Here is a 19,217-nt window from a genome sequence, read left to right as displayed (position 1 = left end):
AAATTAAAAATCCCACAATCAAATATTCGTGGGATTTTTGGCATTATGTCAAAGAATATAGACAAATATCTCTTAATTCCAGCGTATCGGCACTAAGTGTTTCATTTTTCAATAGACCATCCAATGAAAAGCCGAGTTTTTCCGGAATAGCTCGGCTTTTTATGTTTGTAGAATCAACGCGAATCTCTATTCGATTAGCCTGAAGTGTTTCTTTTGCAAGCTTAATTAACGCTTTAGTACTTTCTGTAATATAACCATTTCCTGTATGGGCTGAATCGCACCAATAGCCAATTTCAAAAACGCGGACTTTCCAATCAATAGAATGCAGCCCAGTTGAACCGATAAACTCATTGGTTTCCTTTAAATAAATATGTAATCGTAAATCCTCTCTTAAAATATATTTAGCATACGATTCTCGTACACCTGCTTCGACTTCCTCTAATGATTGCTCCTTGTTAGCAAAAACCATCCAAGGTCTAAAGGAATCCTTTGACCGCTGAATGCTTTCATAGACTTCCTTGCCATCTCCAGGCATACATGGACGTAACATTAATCTTTCTGTTTCGATTGTTTCTGGTAAATCTATTAAAATCGGTTTCATTCCTCTCACCTCAGATGTTAATCTATCATATCTTCGCTATAAAAAACATAATAATCGGATAATTTTTTCATTTCTATTAATAATAGATTTGTAGTCATATGCCTACCTTTCGTGCATAAACATAAACTAACAGACTTGGCGGGAGGAAAGGCAATGAAAAAGAAAAAATATCAGAATATCCTAGTGACTCATATCCGTGATCATTCCTCAATTTATTTATTTATCATTGTATTGTTTTTAATGGGGGTTATTTTTGGAGCAATTGTAGTGAATAGTTTGTCGCTCTCCCAAAAGGAAGATCTCTACTATTATTTGACACAGTTTTTTGGACAGGTATCAAATGGACAAGTAGCGGACAGCAAAAATTTATTTTTTCAAAGCTTTTCGCATAATAGTAAATACATTGGCTTTATTTGGCTTTTAGGGATTTCTATCATCGGGCTGCCCATTATTTTAATCCTCCTATTTATTAAAGGGATGGTAGTTGGTTTCACCGTTGGCTTTTTGGTCAATCAGATGGGCTGGCATGGCTTTTTACTGTCATTTGTGTCTGTTTTGCCACAAAATCTAATTGTTATTCCAATTTTTATAATTTCTGCTACACTATCAGTAGCGTTCTCTTTTAAAATGATTCGCCAACAATTCATGAAGAAAAAGGGAGAACCAATGTTGCCACTGTTTGCTAGATATACATTTCTCCTTATGATTGCATTTGTGGTAATTGGAATAGCAGCCGCAGTCGAGGCGTATATTTCACCACTTTTAATGAAAGCAGTCATTAATATGGTACAATCGAGTATTATCGTGGTGCCTTTTATATAGAGAAGCTTGTTCACTCGTTCATTTAGAATGGTTAAAAAAACCGACGAGAGTTATTGTAAGTTAATAATTATTATTAATTGTTATTTATAATAATTTTTATTAGGATTCTTTTCCTACTTCTGTTATAATGAGATGGACAGTGGCTAGGGAGGGACTTTCGGAATGGAAAGTAGATTAGATAGAATAAAAAAGCTGTTGCATTCTTCGAGCTATAAATTAACTCCCCAAAGGGAAGCAACAGTTAGAGTGTTATTAGAAAATGAAGAAGACCATCTTAGTGCAGAAGATGTTTACTTACTCGTTAAAGAGAAATCTCCTGAGATTGGATTGGCAACCGTATATCGCACACTAGAACTACTAACGGAATTGAAAATTGTTGATAAAATAAATTTTGGTGACGGCGTTTCTAGATATGACTTGAGACAAGAAGGTGCTGCTCACTTTCATCACCATTTAGTATGTATTGAATGTGGAGCAGTGGATGAAATTCAAGAAGATTTACTAGGAGATGTAGAAAAATTAGTAGAGCGTGACTGGAATTTTAAAATTAAAGATCATCGTTTAACATTTCATGGTATTTGCCATCGTTGTACGGAAAAAAGTGAGGATGTTTCATCCGCAGAATAAACCTTTTCAAATGAGAAGGTTTTTTATTTTGCTCGTATATTCTAATTAATGATTTATCTATTTATGATTCTAAATCATTGGTTCAAAGAACGATGTCTCTTGTAACAGTTCTAAGTGTATTTACAGTAGTAATTACTATTCTAGTATTAATTTTTATCAATAGACGAGTATCTCAAATTTAAGAAAAGTAATCAAAGTGAGCAATTCTGTTGCAAAAGGTAGATTGACTGAGGAGTCCTTGGAAGAAATTCTCAAGCTGAAATTGGGTTGTTATCAAAGTCTATCAATAAAAATAGAGGAAACCGTTATTAAAGACCAATTCATAAAAAAAAAAGAGTTAAAATAAATAATGAACGGAAAGAAAGATTTGTACTAGAGTTAGGAGTAGAATTAGAATTAACTCTGTAAAAAGAGCCACTAAAAAAACCGAACTGCTCCGGTCATGGAGACTGTCAAATAAGATATGGTCTAAGCGATTTTCCCTATATTGTATAGGAAAAGGACGTTTAGACCATTTTGCTTTTTTTGTTCTTAAAATATTTCTATTGGTCATAATCCTTAAGTTAAATTACATCTGATTCAGGATAGCTACCGTTTTACAAGGATAGTGAAAGATTAGCTGGAGATTCAGGACATAACGCTTTAAATTATATTTAATTCCATTATAATAAGAATAATAGGTCCATTAGGTATATTAATTGTCCAACCTGGCATAGCTTGTATTAGAGAAGCTATGGAGGGATTTTGGATGAGACGATGGACAAGAGCAATGCTAAATACATTAAAAGTGTTTCTCCTGTTTACAGGATGTACGATTCTTTTTTATTATGCAATTGTTTGGTTTAATCAAGAATATCAACAGCTGCATCGCTATGATGAGCCATCTGGTTCTGCTGTCAAGGTGAATGCTGATAATAGTCTAAAAACAGAAAAATATTCATGGAGGGATCGAATATTCCTGTTTTACTTAAATGGGGAGTAATCCTATGGAAGATCAATTAAAAGATTTTATGCATTATTTATTAGTTGAAAAGGGTTTGGCGAGCAATACACTTGTATCATATGAAAGAGACCTAAAAAGTTATATGAAGTATATGAAAAATGTGGAACGATGTGGTATACAAGAAATACAACGCTCTCACATCATTCGTTTTTTGGGATTTTTAAAAGACCAAGGGAAATCATCAAAAACGATTGCACGTCATATTGCCTCTATTCGTGCGTTCCATCAATTTCTTTTTCGCGATCGTGTGCTTGATGAGGATCCAACTGTACATATTGAGACACCGCAGGCAGAAAGGACATTGCCCAAAATTTTATCCATGGAGGAAGTGGAAGCACTTCTTGATTTTCCACATAAAAATGACCACTATGGACTAAGAGATAAAGCAATGCTTGAGCTTCTCTATGCAACCGGAATTCGGGTGAGTGAGTTAATAAATTTGAATATGGATGATGTCCATCTCACAATGGGATTTATCCGCTGTATCGGCAAAGGGAATAAAGAAAGAATTATCCCAATTGGAGGAGCAGCGACAAGAGCATTAGATGCATATTTAACTGAGGCGAGACCGGCGTTTTTGCAACAGAAAAAGTCAACAGAAAATTCCTTGTTCTTAAATCATCATGGCAATCGATTAACAAGACAAGGATTTTGGAAAATCCTAAAACGATTAGGCAAGGAAGCACATATTGAAAAAGAAATAACGCCACATACATTAAGACATTCTTTTGCAACACACTTATTGGAAAATGGTGCTGATTTAAGGGCGGTTCAGGAAATGCTTGGACATGCAGATATATCGACAACCCAAATATATACGCATGTAACAAAAACTAGATTGAAGGATGTATATAGTCAATTTCATCCTCGCGCATAAGGAAGTAATAGGCAATCTTGTAGTTGGATGAGATAGAACTTGATAGAGGCTGGGACAAAACTAAATAGCCAATCTGTAAAGACGAACAATCTCTAATTTATCTCTTAAATAAAGGTTTCTTTTATACAATGGTTATTTATGTTTTTAAATATAGTCAAGTGTAAAAACTAATTCGTTCCATTAAACTACAGAAACACGATTCGCCGGGGAGTAACCTAAGCCTCCTCGGCTAAAGCCTGTGGGGTCTAAAGATTGCTCTACTTCCCGCAGGAGTCGAGTGTCTTCCGCTCCATTCCACTCTGTTTTTAAAGGCAATTCCCTAAAAAATATTGTTTTTTTAGAAAAAATGAATTAGTAGGAAATATGGAGCAGCCTGAATACACGTAGACTCCTATGGGAGCTGCGAGAAAGTCCGAGACCCTGCAGGCCAGAGGCCGAAGCGGCTCGGCGCTCGCCCCGTGGAAAGCGAAGTGTATTCAGGCTGCGGATATTAACACTAACTGTACTGAAACAACCTTTTATAAAACTAATAAAACCCGAACAACCATTTAGGATTCTTTGATAGTTGTTCGGGTTTATCTATGGATGGAATACTTATGTCCCAGCCTTTTATTTTTGAATTTAAAAAAGGTATAATAAAGAAGTGAAATAGAAAGCGATTTAAATATTTCTTAAATTAATGAAAATGATGTCAGACTTCTGACGATTATGCTATAATTTTTAAGGTTAATAAGAATATATACTGTAGGGTAAAATAGGGTGATTGAAACGGTAAAAGGAGGATATAAATGTCTACATATAAATACAATCGTGTTTTCTTAATTGTAATGGATTCAGTTGGAATTGGCGAAGCTCCAGATGCAAAAAAATTCGATGATGAAGGAGCGCATACATTAGGGCATATTGCAGAGCGAATGAACGGCTTGCATATGCCGAATATGGCGAAACTAGGGTTAAGTAATATTGATAAAATTAAAGGTGTAGAGCCTAGCACACAGCCACTGGCCTATTATACAAAAATGCAGGAAGCATCAAATGGAAAAGATACAATGACTGGTCATTGGGAGATAATGGGGTTGAACGTAGAAACACCATTTCGTGTTTTCCCTGAAGGATTCCCAGATGAACTATTAAATGAAATCGAGGAAAAATCAGGCCGTAAAATTATCGGAAATAAACCAGCGAGTGGGACAGAAATTCTTGATGAACTAGGCGAAGAGCATATGAAAACTGGTGCACTAATTGTTTATACATCTGCAGATTCTGTGCTGCAAATTGCTGCACATGAAGAAATTGTTCCATTAGATGAACTGTATCGCATTTGTGAATTAGCGAGAGAATTAACATTGGACGAGAAATACATGGTTGGACGTATTATTGCAAGACCGTTTGTTGGCGAGCCAGGAAACTTTAAACGTACAGCAAACCGCCATGACTATACACTAAAACCATTTGATCGTACGGTAATGAATGAGTTGAAAGATAATCAAATAGAAAGTATCGCTATTGGAAAAATCTCTGACATTTATGATGGTGAAGGAGTTACAAAATCATTAAGAACGGTCTCCAATATGGATGGCATGGACAAGCTAGTAGATACATTGAAAATGGATTTTACTGGTTTAAGCTTTTTGAATTTAGTAGATTTTGATGCTTTATATGGACATAGAAGAGATCCAATTGGATACGGAAAAGCTTTAGAAGAGTATGATGCAAGACTGCCAGAAGTGTTTGAATTACTTAAGGAAGATGATTTATTAATCATTACTGCAGACCACGGAAATGATCCAATCCATCATGGAACAGATCATACGAGAGAGTATGTACCATTGTTAGTGTATAGCAAAGCACTAAAAGAACCGAAGGAATTGCCACTTCGCAAAACCTTTGCTGATATTGGTGCAACGGTTGCAGAAAATTTTGCCGTAAAGCTACCGAAGCATGGAACAAGCTTCTTAAATGACTTAAAATAAGGGGAATAAAAATGAATTATAATGTGATAAAGCAATCAGCAGATTTTTTAAAGCAAAAATATGAAAATACACCGAAAATAGGTCTAATTCTTGGATCTGGATTAGGGGTTCTTGCAGAAGAAATTGAAAATCCAGTAAAAATACCATATGAAGATATACCAGAATTCCCTGTATCAACAGTGGAAGGACATGCAGGTCAATTAGTGTTCGGTTCAATTAATGGAATGGAAGTAGTAGCAATGCAAGGTCGTTTTCATTTCTATGAAGGTTATGCTTTTGATAAAGTAACTTTCCCAGTGCGCGTAATGAAGGAGCTAGGAGTAGAAAAATTAATCGTAACAAATGCAGCAGGCGGGGTGAACGAAACCTTTGCACCTGGTGATTTAATGCTAATTTCTGATCATATTAATAATATGGGAACAAATCCGTTAATCGGACCAAATGACAGCAACTTAGGCGTAAGATTCCCTGATATGTCAGAAGCATACTGCAAAAACCTTCGTGAAAAAGCACGTACAGTAGCAAGCAAAATTGGGCTAAAAGTTCAAGAGGGTGTCTATGTTGGCAACACAGGTCCATCTTATGAAACGCCTGCAGAAGTAAGAATGCTTCGTGTATTAGGAGGCGATGCTGTAGGGATGTCAACTGTACCAGAAGTAATCGTTGCTCGTCATGCAGGACTTAAAGTATTAGGAATTTCTTGTATTTCCAATATGGCCGCAGGTATTCTAGATCAACCACTTAATCATGAAGAAGTAATGGAAACAACAGAAAAAGTAAAAGTAAACTTTCTTCAATACGTTAAAGAATTAATTAAAGAAATAGGCGCATAATTAGCTTGACTATAATAGAGAGTTACCATTTGAACCTTACCGTTTTTATTTGGTAACTCTTTAGAATATATATTTTATACATCGCTTACATAAATCAAAGCCCTTGAAAAAGCAGTAATGTGACTTCTATTTTTGCAATTTAAAGAAAAAGATTTCCAATACAAAACGAAGGAGATTCTATTATGGCATTAAGAATGGTTGATTTAATTGAGAAAAAAAGGGACGGATTAGAATTAACGAAAGAAGAAATTTCTTTTATCATTCAAGGTTATACAGATGGCAGTATTCCTGATTATCAAATGAGTGCTTTTGCTATGGCTGTATTTTTTCGAGATATGACAGAATCAGAGCGTGCCGAGCTTACAATGGCAATGGTTCATTCAGGTGATGTCATTGATTTATCTGCAATTGAAGGAATTAAAGTTGATAAACATTCTACTGGAGGAGTTGGCGATACAACTACGTTAGTGTTAGGACCCCTTGTTGCTGCAGTAGGTGTTCCGGTGGCCAAAATGAGTGGAAGAGGGCTTGGACATACTGGTGGAACGATTGATAAATTGGAATCTGTAAAAGGATTTCATGTAGAGATAGAAAAAGAGGAGTTTATTAACTTAGTAAATAAAAATAAAGTAGCGGTAATTGGTCAAAGTGGTAATCTAACCCCTGCGGATAAGAAATTATATGGTTTAAGAGATGTAACAGCTACCGTTAACAGTATTCCTTTAATTGCTAGCAGTATCATGAGTAAAAAAATTGCAGCAGGTGCAGATGCTATTTGTTTAGACGTTAAAACTGGTGCTGGAGCATTTATGAAGACATTAGATGCCTCAAGAGAGCTTGCAGAAGCAATGGTACAAATAGGAAATAATGTTGGCAGGAAAACGATGGCTGTTATTTCTGATATGAGTCAGCCTTTAGGCTACGCAATTGGTAATGCATTAGAAGTAAAAGAGGCAATTGATACTTTAAATGGTAATGGACCAGAGGATTTAACAGAATTATGTTTAACATTAGGCAGCCATATGGTTTACTTAGCTGGTAAAGCGGAATCTACAAATGTAGCGAGAGAAATGCTGCAAGAGGTAATAGATAATGGTAAAGCGCTTGAAACATTTAAACTTTTCTTAAGTTCCCAAGGCGGCGATGTAACGGTTGTTGACAATCCGGATTTATTGCCAACTGCTAAATTTGTAATCGAATTGCCAGCAAAAGAATCTGGCTATGTCGCAGAAATAATTGCTGACAGCATTGGTACTGCTGCCATGCTGTTAGGTGCTGGTCGAGCAACGAAAGAGTCAGAAATTGATCTAGCAGTAGGCTTAGTTTTACGCAAGAAAATTGGCGACAAAGTGGAAGCGGGAGAATCACTTGTTACGATCTACAGCAATACAGAAGATATTGACGATGTGACAAAAAAATTGTATGAAAATATTAAACTTTCCCCAAATGAAGTAAAAGCTCCTACTTTAATTTATGAAGTAATTACAGAATAATAAAAAAGACCCACAAGGTAGGGAAGATAGCTATTTTTAGTTTAATAGCTGATACTTTGTGGGTCTTTTTGTTTTCTTTATTTAATGGGGATATCTATTTTTTTATGATACTCTTTTACATAATGCAATCCACCAATATGAAGTTCTAGCGGTTTGGTTTTGGAATCAAATACCAATGTTCGTTCATTTATTATTGTTTCATCATTGCTTGTTGTTAAGTGGTGATTCGTTGTCGTTTTTAAAGGAATCTTTTTTTTCTCCTCATTTATAATACTTACTTTATCCAATAAAATGGAATCATTTGTTGAGATGCTTATATTTACTGCATTATTTAATTGTATGTTATTTATCATTAAATTTGCATCCTCTAATGTTATCACTTTATTTTTCTCTATTCCTGTAAGAGAAATGGATTTATTTACTTCCTTATATCCTATAAAGTCTTTTATTTGGATTTCGAGTGAATCCACATCTTCTGGTAGGCCACCATATTCGATGGAAAAAGTATTATTTTTTCTAAAGGTTGAAGAACTACCATATCCTTCTAATGGGAGGGGCTGGCCATTTGCGATTAGCTTCACTCCGTCAAATCCGTGACTGAGACGGTCATAATTCTCCACATTAAACACGCCTTCTATTACCGTTTGGGTAGGGGTAGCCGTAATACTTTTGAAAGAAATTGTACCTTTATCTACTTTTATTTTTTTATTAATGGATTGCTTCATTTTTGTTTGTAATGCTTCCTTATGATTATAGGGAAAGATGATATCAGTTGAACCCTCGATTACTTCATAATCATTTTTCCAGTAAACATAGTGTAGCTGAAGTTTTTTGGAAAAAGCATTAATGGGATCAAAATTTAAAATTCCCGTCATTTTTGTTTCATCGTCGCTTATTTCAAAAACAGAGCTATTTATTCTGGCATTCGTAAAAAAACCAGTAATGCTCCGAGGAGTAAAAATACGATCTAAATCATCTGGCAAGCCTTTGTCATTTGCTAATGTAAAATAAACAACCAATCTATTTTCATCGGACATAAGTCCATTGATGGTTAATTCAGTCCCATTTTCTAATAAATAAGATTGCTCTATATTTTGTCCGAATCCTTTTTCGTTTAAATCTTTTAAGGATTGGGTCATAATCGTATCAAATCCTAATAGTTTTTTACCATAATAAGCAAATGTACTTGATTGATAAGTAATAAAAATCAATAAAATAATAGCAGCGGATAATGGGAACCATCGCTTAAAAGGAAAAGGTTTAGTGCGTTTAGTATAAAGTGCTTTCGTTAGTCTTTGTTCTATCTCGGAAGGCGCGGTTATTTCTGCTAACTTCTTTTTTTCTTCAAATAGTTTTTGTTCAATAGGATTCATTCTTCTTTCCTCCCATACACCCTCTTTATTAGGTTTAATCCATTGTGAATTCTTGATTTTACTGTTCCAACAGAGCTTGTTTATAAGAGTATTATAGCGTTTAAAAAGTTCATTTTTTTCTAGAAAAATTAAAAGGGAGGGGCACGTTTGTCTAAAAAGAGACCCAATGGAAAAATGGAAGCCATTGGGTGTGTGTTTAGTTTATTGTTTTGTTAAAATAATTGGTCCATTTTTAGTAATGGCCAAAGTATGCTCGTATTGTGCAGACAGACTTCCATCAACAGTACGTGCTGTCCATCCATCTAAGTCTACTTTTGCATGATACATACCGATATTCAACATCGGTTCAATGGTGATAACCATGCCTTCTTTAAGTTGAGTACCTACGTGAGGAGGGCCGTAGTGAGGAATCTGCGGCAACTCGTGCATTTCTCTCCCAATTGCATGACCTACAAAATCACGGACGACCCCATAGCCTTTTGCTTCCGCATATGTTTGAATAGCATGCGAGATATCCCCAACTTGGTTTCCGATTACTGCTTGTTCTATGCCTATGTATAATGCTTCTTCTGTCGTTTTTAATAGGTTTTTCGCATCTTCTGAGACATTGCCTACTGAGTATGACCAAGCAGAATCAGCGAGCCATCCATCTAAGTTAACTACCATATCTATTGTAACAATATCGCCATCTTTTAAAGGCGTTTTGGAAGGGAAACCGTGACAGATGACATCATTAACAGATGCGCAAGTAGCAAAAGGGTATCCATGATAACCTTTCTGTTCAGGTGTAGCCCCTCTCTGTAACATGAAGTTTTCCACAAATATATCGATATCTTCAGTAGTAATGCCAGGTTTAATTAATTTTCTAATTTCCTTATGACAATCTGCAAGGATTTCTCCTGCTTTTTTCATTTTTTCAATTTGCTCTGGTGTTTTTAAATGAATCAAAATATAACCTCCTTTTACCTTTATCCCACCCATACTGTCCGTAAAGGTCTGATTGGTTCAACTAACCACCAGTGGGGGATGAAGGAAAACCCCCACTGATGGAAGTTTCACTTTATTCATTATAACCTACCCGTACATACAAGCCTAACTATTCATACAGGATATGTTTCTTTTCTTACTCGTATAGAGCTATTCAAATTATTTTATGAATATTCCACATTGGCTGTATAAACTTGTCTTTTTTGGAAAAAATGGAGGCTATATAGAATGGAGGGTCAATAGATGAAACGCATCATATCAATGTTAATCATTACCTGTTTTATAACATCAATTTTGGCGCCAAGCACATTAGCTGCTGAGAAAAAACAAGAATTAGTTGATAATGTAAAATCAGCCATTTTAATTGATCGAGATACAGGAACTATTATGTATGAAAAAAATAGTGAGGAACAGCTTCCACCAGCAAGTATGACAAAAATTATGACTATGCTTCTTATTATGGAAGCTATTGATCAAGGCAAATTAAAGTTAGATGAAAAAATACGTACAAGTGAGCATGCAGCTTCTATGGGAGGCTCACAAATTTTCCTAGAACCTGGAGAGGAAATGACGACAGAGGAAATGTTAAAAGGAATTGCTATCGGTTCAGGAAATGATGCAGCTGTCGCGGTTGCAGAAAGATTAGCAGGTTCTGAAGAAGAATTTGTGAATTTAATGAATAAAAAAGCACAAGAATTAGGTTTGAAAAGTACTAAATTTCAAAATGTAACAGGATTACCAGTAGTCGATCATTACAGTTCAGCAAAAGATATGGCTTTAATGGCAAAGGAACTATTGAAGTATGAAGATATAACGAAATTTACTGGTACGTATGAAGATTATTTAAGAGAAGATACGGATAAAAAGTTTTGGCTTGTAAATACAAACCGTCTAGTTAAGTTTTATCCAGGAGTAGATGGATTAAAAACTGGATTTACAGCAGAAGCGAAATACTGTTTGACAGCAACTGCTATGAAAAATGGAATGAGGGTGATTGCAGTTGTTTTCGGTGCGCCAACATCGAAAGAAAGAAATGCTCAGGTAACGAAATTACTTGATTATGCATTTAGTCAATATGAAACACATCCATTGCATAAGCGAGAAGAAGCAATTGGCAAAGTAAAGGTAAGTAAAGGTTCAGAAAAAGAAGTGACTGCAGTCACAAGCGAATCAATTTCTATCCTCACAAAAAAAGGGGAGCAAATTGATAAATTAGAAAAAGAAATCACCATGAATAAAAATTTAAAAGCTCCAATTGAAAAAGGTCAGGAAATTGGAGAAATTACGTATAAGCAAGATGGAAAAACGCTTGTTACAAGTCCATTAGTTGCACAAAAAGAAGTGAAATCAGCTAAATGGTGGACATTATTTAAACGTTCTGCAGGTATGTTCACAAAAACCGAATAGTATTTTTTCATTTTGTCGAATCCGTTAATATTCCTTCTGTTTTTAGCGAATGAACACTAGTTTTGTCTGTGGAGAAGGAAATGTCATCAAAATCTAGAATAGTTTCTTTAAACCAAATAAGGAGGCTATTCTAGTGAGTCTTAATATTGAGTTGGAAGTAAAAAACAATGTACTTTGTATACGCTTATCTGGGGAACTGGATCATCACTATGCAGAAGAGTTGCGTACAAAAGCAACCACTGCCATAGAGAGCTATAATATTCGTCACATCGTGTTAAATCTTGAACATTTATCCTTTATGGATAGTTCTGGCTTAGGAGTTATTTTGGGAAGATATAAACAAATAAAACAGCTTGGAGGAGAAATGGTTATTTGTGCTATTTCCCCTAGTGTACAGCGTTTATTTGATATGTCTGGCATGTTTAAAATTATGAAGCTGGAAACAAATGAAGAATTTGCCCTACAACGATTGGGGGTAGCTTAAGATGAGAAACGAAATGCATATTCAATTTAGCGCACTTAGCCAGAATGAATCATTTGCACGTGTAACGGTAGCAGCTTTTATTGCACAGCTTGATCCAACAATGGATGAATTAACAGAAATTAAAACAGTAGTATCAGAAGCAGTAACAAATTGCATCATACACGGTTATGAAAATGATCCGAGTGGAATTGTTTATATTTCTGTTATATTAGAAGATTCATTTATTGATTTAACCATCAGGGATGAAGGGAAAGGAATTTTCGATGTAGAAGAAGCAAGACAGCCATTATTTACGACAAAGCCAGAACTTGAACGATCTGGTATGGGATTTACCATCATGGAAAACTTTATGGATGAAATCGAAATTCAGTCAAGTCCAGATAGCGGAACAGAGATTCGTCTGCGTAAGCATTTAATGAATAGCAAAATGCTAAGCAATTAAGGAGAATCGTCTATGGATGTGGAGGTAAAGAAAGACAAGAAGGAAACGTATCTAAAAGACCATGAAGTCAAGGACTTAATAAAACGAAGCCAAGATGGAGATCAATCAGCAAGAGATACTATCGTTCAGAAAAATATGCGTCTTGTTTGGTCAGTAGTGCAAAGATTTTTAAATAGAGGATATGATCCAGATGATTTATTTCAAATTGGATGTATCGGTCTATTAAAATCAGTTGATAAATTTGATTTAAGCTATGATGTGAAATTTTCTACCTATGCTGTTCCTATGATCATTGGAGAGATCCAACGATTTATTCGTGATGACGGAACAGTAAAGGTTAGTAGATCGTTAAAAGAATTAAGTAACAAAATTCGTAAGGCGAAGGACGAGTTATCTAAGCAATTTGGCAGAACACCAACAGTCGGGGAACTTTCCGAGTTTTTAGAGATACCTCCAGAAGATATCGTTCTCGCACAAGAAGCTGCAAGAACACCATCCTCAATTCATGAGACTGTTTATGAAAATGACGGTGATCCGATTACTTTATTGGATCAAATTGATGATGGTAATGAAGGCAAATGGTTTGATAAAATTGCCTTGCAAGAAGCCATTCGCGAATTGGATGAAAGAGAACGTCTGATTGTATATTTACGATACTATAAAGATCAGACTCAATCAGAAGTGGCAACAAGGCTTGGTATATCTCAGGTTCAAGTTTCGAGGCTTGAGAAAAAAATATTATTACAGATGAAAGAACAGATGGATCTTTAAATGAAAAGAGCTGCTAATCCTTTTTAAAAGGATTAGCAGCTCTTTTTTTGATAGCTAATTATTCATTTGTTTTTTGGAGAAAAAATTACCATTTAGCAGACTTTCATATTTTTATAAAGATAATCGAATACTACAGTCATGAAGAAAACAACGTGTGTTAGGACGTGAAACTTTTGGCAGAGACTATATATCTTCGCATGAGACATCGCATTCAAAAAAAGTCAAATGATCGGATTTTCCTAAAAGATCTTGCACAAATTATTGCAACAGATGAATTGCTGTCAACACTAAAAAATGTATGTCTATACCATATTTCAGCACAAGATAAAAACATTATCATAATTGATAGTACACAAGTTATTCGTGAGATAAAAAGATTAGATAAGGAAGTAGATATCCAATTAATTGGACCACCCCAAACAATTATTGAGGTTGTTTTTGAGAAGAGAAAAGTGACACTTCCATTTTTTATATTAGTTTGGCTCCTGCTGTTTATTGGTTCAGGATTAACAATAATGAACTTTCATGAAGATGTAAGCATGCAAACAGTTCATCAACGAGTTTATAAAATGATAACAGGGAAAGAAGTAGAAAAACCGTTAATCTTTCAGATTCCATATACCATTGGATTAGGTCTTGGTATGGTCATATTTTTTAACCATGTGTTTAAAAAACGGCTTAATGAAGAGCCAAGTCCATTGGAAGTGGAAGTATTTAATTATCAGCAGTCCTTGGATCAATATATGATTATGCATGAAAATAAAGAAAGTATAAAAAAATTAGATGATCATTAATATATTATTTGTCATCTTTGTAGGGTTAGCATGGGGGATTACCGTTGGTGCTGGTTATGTTGCTTTTCTAACAGTGTTCGGTATTATTCCAAGGCTAACACAACTAACAAAAACTTTTAGTAAAATTTATGCATATGAATGGGCTGCTGTGTTAGGAGCTGTATTAGGAACACTTGCTTTTTTGAGAGAACCGAGTTTTTCCTTACCTGCTTTTCTGCTTATCCTAATGGGATTAGCAGATGGTATCTATGTTGGAATGATTGCAGCAGCATTAACGGAGGTGCTAGATGTCTTCCCTCTTTTAGCAAAGAGAATTGGTATTGATGACCGACTATTAATATTAATGATGGCTCTTGTTTTTGGTAAGATCTTTGGCTCCTTGTTTCATTGGATATATTTTATTCCGTGATGGCAAATGTAATGGAAGCAGAAAGGAAGTATGGAAAATGGAAAATAGGAGAAGGGTAATTCTTATAACAGATGGAGATGAGTATGCCAAAAGAGCCGTTGAGATAGTAGCAAAAGAAATAGGAGGGAGATGTATTTCTACTTCCTTTGGCAACCCTAGCCACCATAGTGGAGAAGAAATTCTTTCCCTTATAAAACGAGCAAAAAATGACCCAGTATTAGTTATGTTTGACGATAGTGGTTTTGTCGGAGAAGGTATTGGTGAAAAAGCGCTTAAATACATAGCTACACATCCTGATTTAGAAGTTTTAGGGGTTATTGCTGTGGCAAGCAGAACGAGAAGGGAGGAATGGACGAAAATTGATGTTGCAATAGATCAAGATGGAGAATTAACGCCTTATGGTGTTGATAAATACGGAATTCCAGAAATGGAGTTAGGAAGAGTAAATGGAGATACAGTGTACATCTTAGACGAGCTAAATCTCCCTCTTGTTGTTGGCATCGGAGACATTGGAAAGATGGGAAAAAAGGACTCTTATGAAAAAGGTGCCCCGATTACTCGGAAAGCCGTAGAATATATTTTAGAAAGAAGTGGTTTTTATGAGCAGCAAGACTGAAAAGAAGATCCAAATATACGAGGATTTAGATAAAATAGAAAAGTATATGAAGGATCGGGTTGGACTCGGAACTAGCTTTGATCTAGGTGTTCGTAAAATAAAAGTAATGCGAAAAGAAGTCAATTTATATTATGTGAATGGGCTATGCGATAGTGTATTGATTGCTGAATTATTGGAGCAGCTCTTATTTTTAAATGACATTGATCGAAAATCACAAGCAAACAATATATTTGATATCGTTCAAAATCAATTAGTGCATCAAAGTGTCCAAAAGATTGAAAAAATGGACGAATTGGTTGACCAAGTCCTTTCAGGGTTGATTGCCGTTGTAATTGAAGGGTATGACCATGGTCTTATTGTTGATGTAAGAAGCTATCCAGGAAGAATGCCAGAAGAGCCAGATACAGAAAAGGTAATACGGGGTTCACGGGATGGCTTTGTGGAAAATATAATTGTAAACACGGCAATTACTAGAAGAAGAATTAGAGATGAACGCTTGCGCTTTGAAATAATGAGAATAGGAGAGCGTTCGAAAACAGATATTGCCGTTGGATATATTGATGGAGTTGCAGATCCAGATTTAATTAATATAGTCAAAAAGGAAATAAAAAACATAAAAACAGATGGAATGACAATGGCAGACAAAACAATAGAAGAGTATTTATTAAAGCAAGGCTATAATCCATACCCACTCGTAAGATATACAGAACGAGCAGATGTAGCTGCGACTCATTTATTAGAAGGTCATGTCATTATATATGTAGATACATCCCCGAGTGTAATTATTACACCAGCAACCTTTTTTCATCATCTGCAGCATGCAGAAGAATATAGACAAGCTCCAATGGTCGGAACTTTTGTAAGATGGGTAAGATTTTTAGGTGTTATCGCTTCGATATTTTTCCTGCCATTGTGGTTTTTAGTGGTATTAGAACCATCTCTTTTGCCTGAGCGGATTGCGTTTATCGGCCCAAATGAAACGACCAATATTCCAATTGTGGTCCAAATCTTTATTGCAGACCTAGGACTTGAATTTTTGCGGATTGCGGCGATTCATACCCCAACACCATTATCAACCGCAATGGGATTAATAGCAGCTGTACTCATTGGACAAATTGCAATAGATGTCGGTTTATTTGTTCCAGAAGTAATCCTTTATGTGTCAGTTGCTGCCATCGGTAACTTTGCTACCCCAAGTTATGAATTGGGGATTGCCAACAAAATTGTTCGACTGATTTTGTTGATCGTTGTAGCATTCTTCCATACGCCTGGATTTGTGATTGGCATGACGCTGTATCTTTTATTCCTAATCCGGACTAGAACACTAAATGTTCCTTATTTATGGCCATTTATTCCGTTTTATCCACTCGCTTTAGGACAAATTCTTGTTCGTCGTGCAGTTCCAGGCAACAAAGTAAGACCAAGTCATTTGCATCCGGGAGATCGTTATAAGCAGCGGTAAGCGCTTTAAGACGACCAAGGCACTATTACTATTTGACAGGCAGATTACTTTTCTTTTAGGAGAGGAGATAATTCTGCCTTTCTCCCGTTATATTAGGTGAGTATGAGTAAAATGTTTGTGGGAGAATAAATAATATCCTTTTTGTCTAGTTGGGGGACGAGTCCCAATGTCATCAAGTTAAGAAACCAGTAATTACCAGTGGTAAACCAAAATTGATGTTTATAATATTCTGATAACTAAAAAAGCCAATAGGATGCCCGGGAAGTGCCTATTTAATTTTTTTGGCATTTCCCTGATTTTCCTATTTGTTCGTTTTGTTAGATAGCTGGTCGTTGTCCAAATCCATGTTTATTCGCATTTAGCCCTCTGGAACGTTTAAATTTCCTTCCAGGTCTAATTGGGACTCTATTTCGCTGAACTTCGTTCAGTAGGTCTTTATACATCTTTTTTCTTCGCCTTTGACTTGGTTCAATGATTAAACAAATGAGCTTATCTTTTAGTGCGCCAATTAAAATATTGGTGTTAGTTTTATATTTGTGCTTTAAGTCTTTATCCTTCTGATCCTCGGCGATGATCACATCTGACTCATGCTTTAGTAGGGAAGCCATGTTGCTTAAAAATAAAGCAGCATAAAACTCTTGTTCAATCGTCTGTTTTGTTTCGCCTGAGAATCTTTCAATCTGTATTTTGTTTTTTAAGACATCGTATTTTGTTTCGATTGACCATCGTTTAAAGTACAACTCTTTAAAAGCCGGAATATCAAAAGACTCATCTAATATATTCGTTATAAGTAATTCATCTTCTCCAGAGCCTAATGGGATACGGACCGCACGCAAACGCATGACGTTGCTTTTATACTTGAGTTCAATGACCTGATCAGGGATCCCTTCTTTTATAGCGGCTCGGTAAAAATTAACTGGCGTTCTAACAACAAAATTCACTTTATTCTTCAAAAGATAGTGAAAGAAATATTGAGATGGATACCCACGGTCAAAAAGAAAAAGGTCGTGGTTAGAACGCAGTTCTAGGAAACTATCAATTAATTCTATCGCTACTGTGCGCTCGCTATCTGTACATTTTGTGATTATCCCCTTTACAAATAAATCATTTCCGATATCATAAATAGTAGATACCATGGCTCTGGCAAGTTCCTTGCCATTGCCCTTTGATGCGCCGAAGGTATCTCTTAGCCTTTGGGAATTGGCTATTTCTATGATAGACGCATCAATCGCATATAACCGGAAGCCCTTATATTTAAAGGAGTTATTTGTCTGATAAAACCACGTCGTAATGGTGTCAAATAACGTCTTGAAGGCTTCTGGTTTTATTTTTTTTCGCGCTTGTGAAAATCCCTGTTTACTTATAATTTCTCCTTCTTTTTTAATCAACTCAAAAAAGTCATTCAACTCAATCTGCAAGCTTCTCGTTACTAGATTTAGCACAAACAAAATTGTTTCTGGGAAAGTCAATTTGCCTCCTTTACGTGTAAAGTAGGTTGATTTCATGCGGGAATCGCACATGAAATGGAAATCGTACAATACCTCCCTACATACTTCAATCGCTTCTAAAAACTTGCTTTTTTTCAACAAAAAAACCCCATTTCGTACGAGATATACCAAGAACTGGTATTCACGCTGATTATGGAGGTGTTTCTGAAAAGTCAAGGGGTTTTTTCAATTTTATACAACAATTTTATGAATCTTTTTTAATATTTACATATTTTTACAATTTAGGTTTATGACATTGGGACGAGTCCCCCAACTAGACAAAAAGGCCACCAAGCGAAAGCGCGGTAGCTGGAAAAAATTAAGTATTAAAAAAGAGAGCTTCCTTTTGTAAAGTAGAGTTTGACTAGAAAACTACGAAAAGGAGAGGCTCTCATGAATCAATGTAACATAAAAATGCCATCATTAAAAGAATTGGAAAAAACTTTATTTCGAACACTACAAATGACGTTTCAAGAAATCCTTATTCAAACGTTAGAAAATTGGGATCAAGAGATTGCCAAGCAACGAGACAAAAGAAGATTTGCTTTACGTGATAAACGAGAAATACGATTAGATACAGCGTTTGGAGCTGTGGAGCTGAAGCGTAATTATTATTTTGATCGTGTGACTAAAAAATATATTTGTCTATTAGATCACTATTTACAGTTTCAGAGGAATAAGGGATTTAGTCCGCTACTAGAAGAATGGGGGTTAGAATCAGCTATTGAGAATTGTCTCCATTTATGATACATTTGG

General features: G+C 35.5%; 20 protein-coding genes. 16 read left to right on the top strand and 4 right to left on the bottom strand.

Translation table 11 applies throughout. The features are described 5' to 3' along the window. Nucleotides 1-43 precede the first annotated feature (43 nt). Nucleotides 44-601 carry a GNAT family N-acetyltransferase gene (locus tag NKG37_RS22630; RefSeq protein WP_254415366.1) on the bottom strand — a complete coding sequence of 186 codons (558 nt, stop codon included), beginning with the start codon at nt 599-601 and terminating at the stop codon, nt 44-46. A gap of 153 nt (nt 602-754) precedes the next feature. Between NKG37_RS22630 and spoIIM the strand changes: the two genes are divergently transcribed. The 7 genes from spoIIM (at nt 755) to NKG37_RS22595 (ending at nt 8,229) form a co-directional block, all read left to right on the top strand. Continuing rightward, nucleotides 755-1,423, top strand: coding sequence for a stage II sporulation protein M (gene spoIIM / locus NKG37_RS22625; protein ID WP_254415365.1), 669 nt, complete (start codon nt 755-757; stop codon nt 1,421-1,423). Between the two features lie 162 nt (nt 1,424-1,585). Further along, nucleotides 1,586-2,050, top strand: a complete 465-nt coding sequence (locus NKG37_RS22620; protein WP_016203189.1) for a ferric iron uptake transcriptional regulator — start codon at nt 1,586-1,588, stop codon at nt 2,048-2,050. Between the two features lie 748 nt (nt 2,051-2,798). After that, on the top strand, nt 2,799-3,032 hold the full coding sequence (locus NKG37_RS22615) for a YqzK family protein (protein ID WP_254415364.1): 234 nt from the start codon (nt 2,799-2,801) through the stop codon (nt 3,030-3,032). A gap of 4 nt (nt 3,033-3,036) precedes the next feature. Continuing rightward, the gene (xerD, locus tag NKG37_RS22610) at nt 3,037-3,930 is read left to right on the top strand and encodes a site-specific tyrosine recombinase XerD (RefSeq protein ID WP_212120104.1); all 894 of its coding nucleotides are present in this window, start codon (nt 3,037-3,039) and stop codon (nt 3,928-3,930) included. Between the two features lie 788 nt (nt 3,931-4,718). Then, nucleotides 4,719-5,903, top strand: coding sequence for a phosphopentomutase (deoB, locus tag NKG37_RS22605; protein WP_254415363.1), 1,185 nt, complete (start codon nt 4,719-4,721; stop codon nt 5,901-5,903). An 11-nt stretch (nt 5,904-5,914) separates the two neighbouring features. Further along, a complete protein-coding gene (locus NKG37_RS22600) occupies nt 5,915-6,736 on the top strand; it encodes a purine-nucleoside phosphorylase (RefSeq protein WP_224428508.1) in 822 nt (273 codons plus the stop codon). Nucleotides 6,737-6,918: 182 nt separating this feature from the next. Continuing rightward, nucleotides 6,919-8,229 (top strand): pyrimidine-nucleoside phosphorylase, encoded by a 1,311-nt coding sequence (locus NKG37_RS22595; RefSeq protein ID WP_169188795.1) that lies wholly within the window; start codon nt 6,919-6,921, stop codon nt 8,227-8,229. Between the two features lie 77 nt (nt 8,230-8,306). On the opposite strand, the gene NKG37_RS22590 is transcribed toward NKG37_RS22595, so the two are convergent. Next, nucleotides 8,307-9,602 (bottom strand): DUF4179 domain-containing protein, encoded by a 1,296-nt coding sequence (locus tag NKG37_RS22590; protein ID WP_016203183.1) that lies wholly within the window; start codon nt 9,600-9,602, stop codon nt 8,307-8,309. Nucleotides 9,603-9,803: 201 nt separating this feature from the next. Then, nucleotides 9,804-10,550, bottom strand: a complete 747-nt coding sequence (gene map / locus NKG37_RS22585) for a type I methionyl aminopeptidase (RefSeq protein WP_254415362.1) — start codon at nt 10,548-10,550, stop codon at nt 9,804-9,806. 282 nt (nt 10,551-10,832) lie between these two features. Between map and NKG37_RS22580 the strand changes: the two genes are divergently transcribed. From NKG37_RS22580 to NKG37_RS22545, 8 genes are all read left to right on the top strand, one after another. Continuing rightward, nucleotides 10,833-11,996, top strand: coding sequence for a D-alanyl-D-alanine carboxypeptidase family protein (locus NKG37_RS22580; protein WP_254415361.1), 1,164 nt, complete (start codon nt 10,833-10,835; stop codon nt 11,994-11,996). A 133-nt stretch (nt 11,997-12,129) separates the two neighbouring features. Next, a complete protein-coding gene (spoIIAA, locus tag NKG37_RS22575; RefSeq protein ID WP_016203181.1) occupies nt 12,130-12,480 on the top strand; it encodes an anti-sigma F factor antagonist in 351 nt (116 codons plus the stop codon). A 1-nt stretch (nt 12,481) separates the two neighbouring features. Further along, nucleotides 12,482-12,922, top strand: coding sequence for an anti-sigma F factor (gene spoIIAB / locus NKG37_RS22570; RefSeq protein ID WP_016203180.1), 441 nt, complete (start codon nt 12,482-12,484; stop codon nt 12,920-12,922). Nucleotides 12,923-12,934: 12 nt separating this feature from the next. Further along, nucleotides 12,935-13,693 (top strand): RNA polymerase sporulation sigma factor SigF, encoded by a 759-nt coding sequence (gene sigF, locus NKG37_RS22565; protein ID WP_016203179.1) that lies wholly within the window; start codon nt 12,935-12,937, stop codon nt 13,691-13,693. Between the two features lie 173 nt (nt 13,694-13,866). After that, nucleotides 13,867-14,487 carry a stage V sporulation protein AA gene (locus NKG37_RS22560; protein WP_254415360.1) on the top strand — a complete coding sequence of 207 codons (621 nt, stop codon included), beginning with the start codon at nt 13,867-13,869 and terminating at the stop codon, nt 14,485-14,487. Continuing rightward, on the top strand, nt 14,477-14,896 hold the full coding sequence (locus NKG37_RS22555) for a stage V sporulation protein AB (protein ID WP_016203177.1): 420 nt from the start codon (nt 14,477-14,479) through the stop codon (nt 14,894-14,896). Before NKG37_RS22560 ends, NKG37_RS22555 begins: the two co-directional genes overlap by 11 nt. Before the next feature lie 37 nt (nt 14,897-14,933). Next, nucleotides 14,934-15,512: a stage V sporulation protein SpoVABEA gene (locus tag NKG37_RS22550; protein WP_016203176.1), complete on the top strand. Its 579-nt coding sequence runs from the start codon at nt 14,934-14,936 to the stop codon at nt 15,510-15,512. Next, on the top strand, nt 15,496-16,974 hold the full coding sequence (locus NKG37_RS22545; protein WP_254415359.1) for a spore germination protein: 1,479 nt from the start codon (nt 15,496-15,498) through the stop codon (nt 16,972-16,974). The genes NKG37_RS22550 and NKG37_RS22545 overlap by 17 nt, the downstream gene beginning before the upstream one ends. Before the next feature lie 317 nt (nt 16,975-17,291). Here NKG37_RS22545 and NKG37_RS22540 read toward each other — a convergent pair whose 3' ends face one another. Further along, the gene (locus tag NKG37_RS22540) at nt 17,292-18,479 is read right to left on the bottom strand and encodes an IS4 family transposase (protein WP_254414795.1); all 1,188 of its coding nucleotides are present in this window, start codon (nt 18,477-18,479) and stop codon (nt 17,292-17,294) included. A gap of 396 nt (nt 18,480-18,875) precedes the next feature. On the opposite strand from NKG37_RS22540, the gene NKG37_RS22535 reads away from it, so the two are divergent. Further along, nucleotides 18,876-19,208 (top strand): UPF0236 family transposase-like protein, encoded by a 333-nt coding sequence (locus NKG37_RS22535; RefSeq protein ID WP_254415358.1) that lies wholly within the window; start codon nt 18,876-18,878, stop codon nt 19,206-19,208. Nucleotides 19,209-19,217: the final 9 nt, after the last annotated feature.

Origin of the sequence: Niallia sp. RD1 (assembly GCF_024219955.1) — a bacterium.
In the GTDB taxonomy this organism is placed as follows: domain Bacteria; phylum Bacillota; class Bacilli; order Bacillales; family Cytobacillaceae; genus Niallia; species Niallia alba.
Note: the sequence above shows the minus strand (reverse complement) of the source record. Positions and strands in the feature narration are given on the sequence as shown.

What these genes read in the sequence shown, in the direction of transcription:
- NKG37_RS22545 (WP_254415359.1), top strand. Translation starts at nt 15,496, where the DNA reads ATGAGCAGCAAGACTGAAAAGAAGATCCAAATATACGAGGATTTAGAT.
- NKG37_RS22535 (WP_254415358.1), top strand. Translation starts at nt 18,876, where the DNA reads ATGCCATCATTAAAAGAATTGGAAAAAACTTTATTTCGAACACTACAA.
- NKG37_RS22580 (WP_254415361.1), top strand. Translation starts at nt 10,833, where the DNA reads ATGAAACGCATCATATCAATGTTAATCATTACCTGTTTTATAACATCA.
- NKG37_RS22600 (WP_224428508.1), top strand. Translation starts at nt 5,915, where the DNA reads ATGAATTATAATGTGATAAAGCAATCAGCAGATTTTTTAAAGCAAAAA.
- sigF (WP_016203179.1), top strand. Translation starts at nt 12,935, where the DNA reads ATGGATGTGGAGGTAAAGAAAGACAAGAAGGAAACGTATCTAAAAGAC.
- NKG37_RS22550 (WP_016203176.1), top strand. Translation starts at nt 14,934, where the DNA reads ATGGAAAATAGGAGAAGGGTAATTCTTATAACAGATGGAGATGAGTAT.
- xerD (WP_212120104.1), top strand. Translation starts at nt 3,037, where the DNA reads ATGGAAGATCAATTAAAAGATTTTATGCATTATTTATTAGTTGAAAAG.
- NKG37_RS22590 (WP_016203183.1), bottom strand. Translation starts at nt 9,602, where the DNA reads ATGAATCCTATTGAACAAAAACTATTTGAAGAAAAAAAGAAGTTAGCA.
- spoIIM (WP_254415365.1), top strand. Translation starts at nt 755, where the DNA reads ATGAAAAAGAAAAAATATCAGAATATCCTAGTGACTCATATCCGTGAT.
- NKG37_RS22555 (WP_016203177.1), top strand. Translation starts at nt 14,477, where the DNA reads ATGATCATTAATATATTATTTGTCATCTTTGTAGGGTTAGCATGGGGG.
- spoIIAB (WP_016203180.1), top strand. Translation starts at nt 12,482, where the DNA reads ATGAGAAACGAAATGCATATTCAATTTAGCGCACTTAGCCAGAATGAA.
- NKG37_RS22540 (WP_254414795.1), bottom strand. Translation starts at nt 18,479, where the DNA reads ATGAAATCAACCTACTTTACACGTAAAGGAGGCAAATTGACTTTCCCA.
- NKG37_RS22630 (WP_254415366.1), bottom strand. Translation starts at nt 601, where the DNA reads ATGAAACCGATTTTAATAGATTTACCAGAAACAATCGAAACAGAAAGA.
- NKG37_RS22615 (WP_254415364.1), top strand. Translation starts at nt 2,799, where the DNA reads ATGAGACGATGGACAAGAGCAATGCTAAATACATTAAAAGTGTTTCTC.
- deoB (WP_254415363.1), top strand. Translation starts at nt 4,719, where the DNA reads ATGTCTACATATAAATACAATCGTGTTTTCTTAATTGTAATGGATTCA.
- NKG37_RS22595 (WP_169188795.1), top strand. Translation starts at nt 6,919, where the DNA reads ATGGCATTAAGAATGGTTGATTTAATTGAGAAAAAAAGGGACGGATTA.
- NKG37_RS22620 (WP_016203189.1), top strand. Translation starts at nt 1,586, where the DNA reads ATGGAAAGTAGATTAGATAGAATAAAAAAGCTGTTGCATTCTTCGAGC.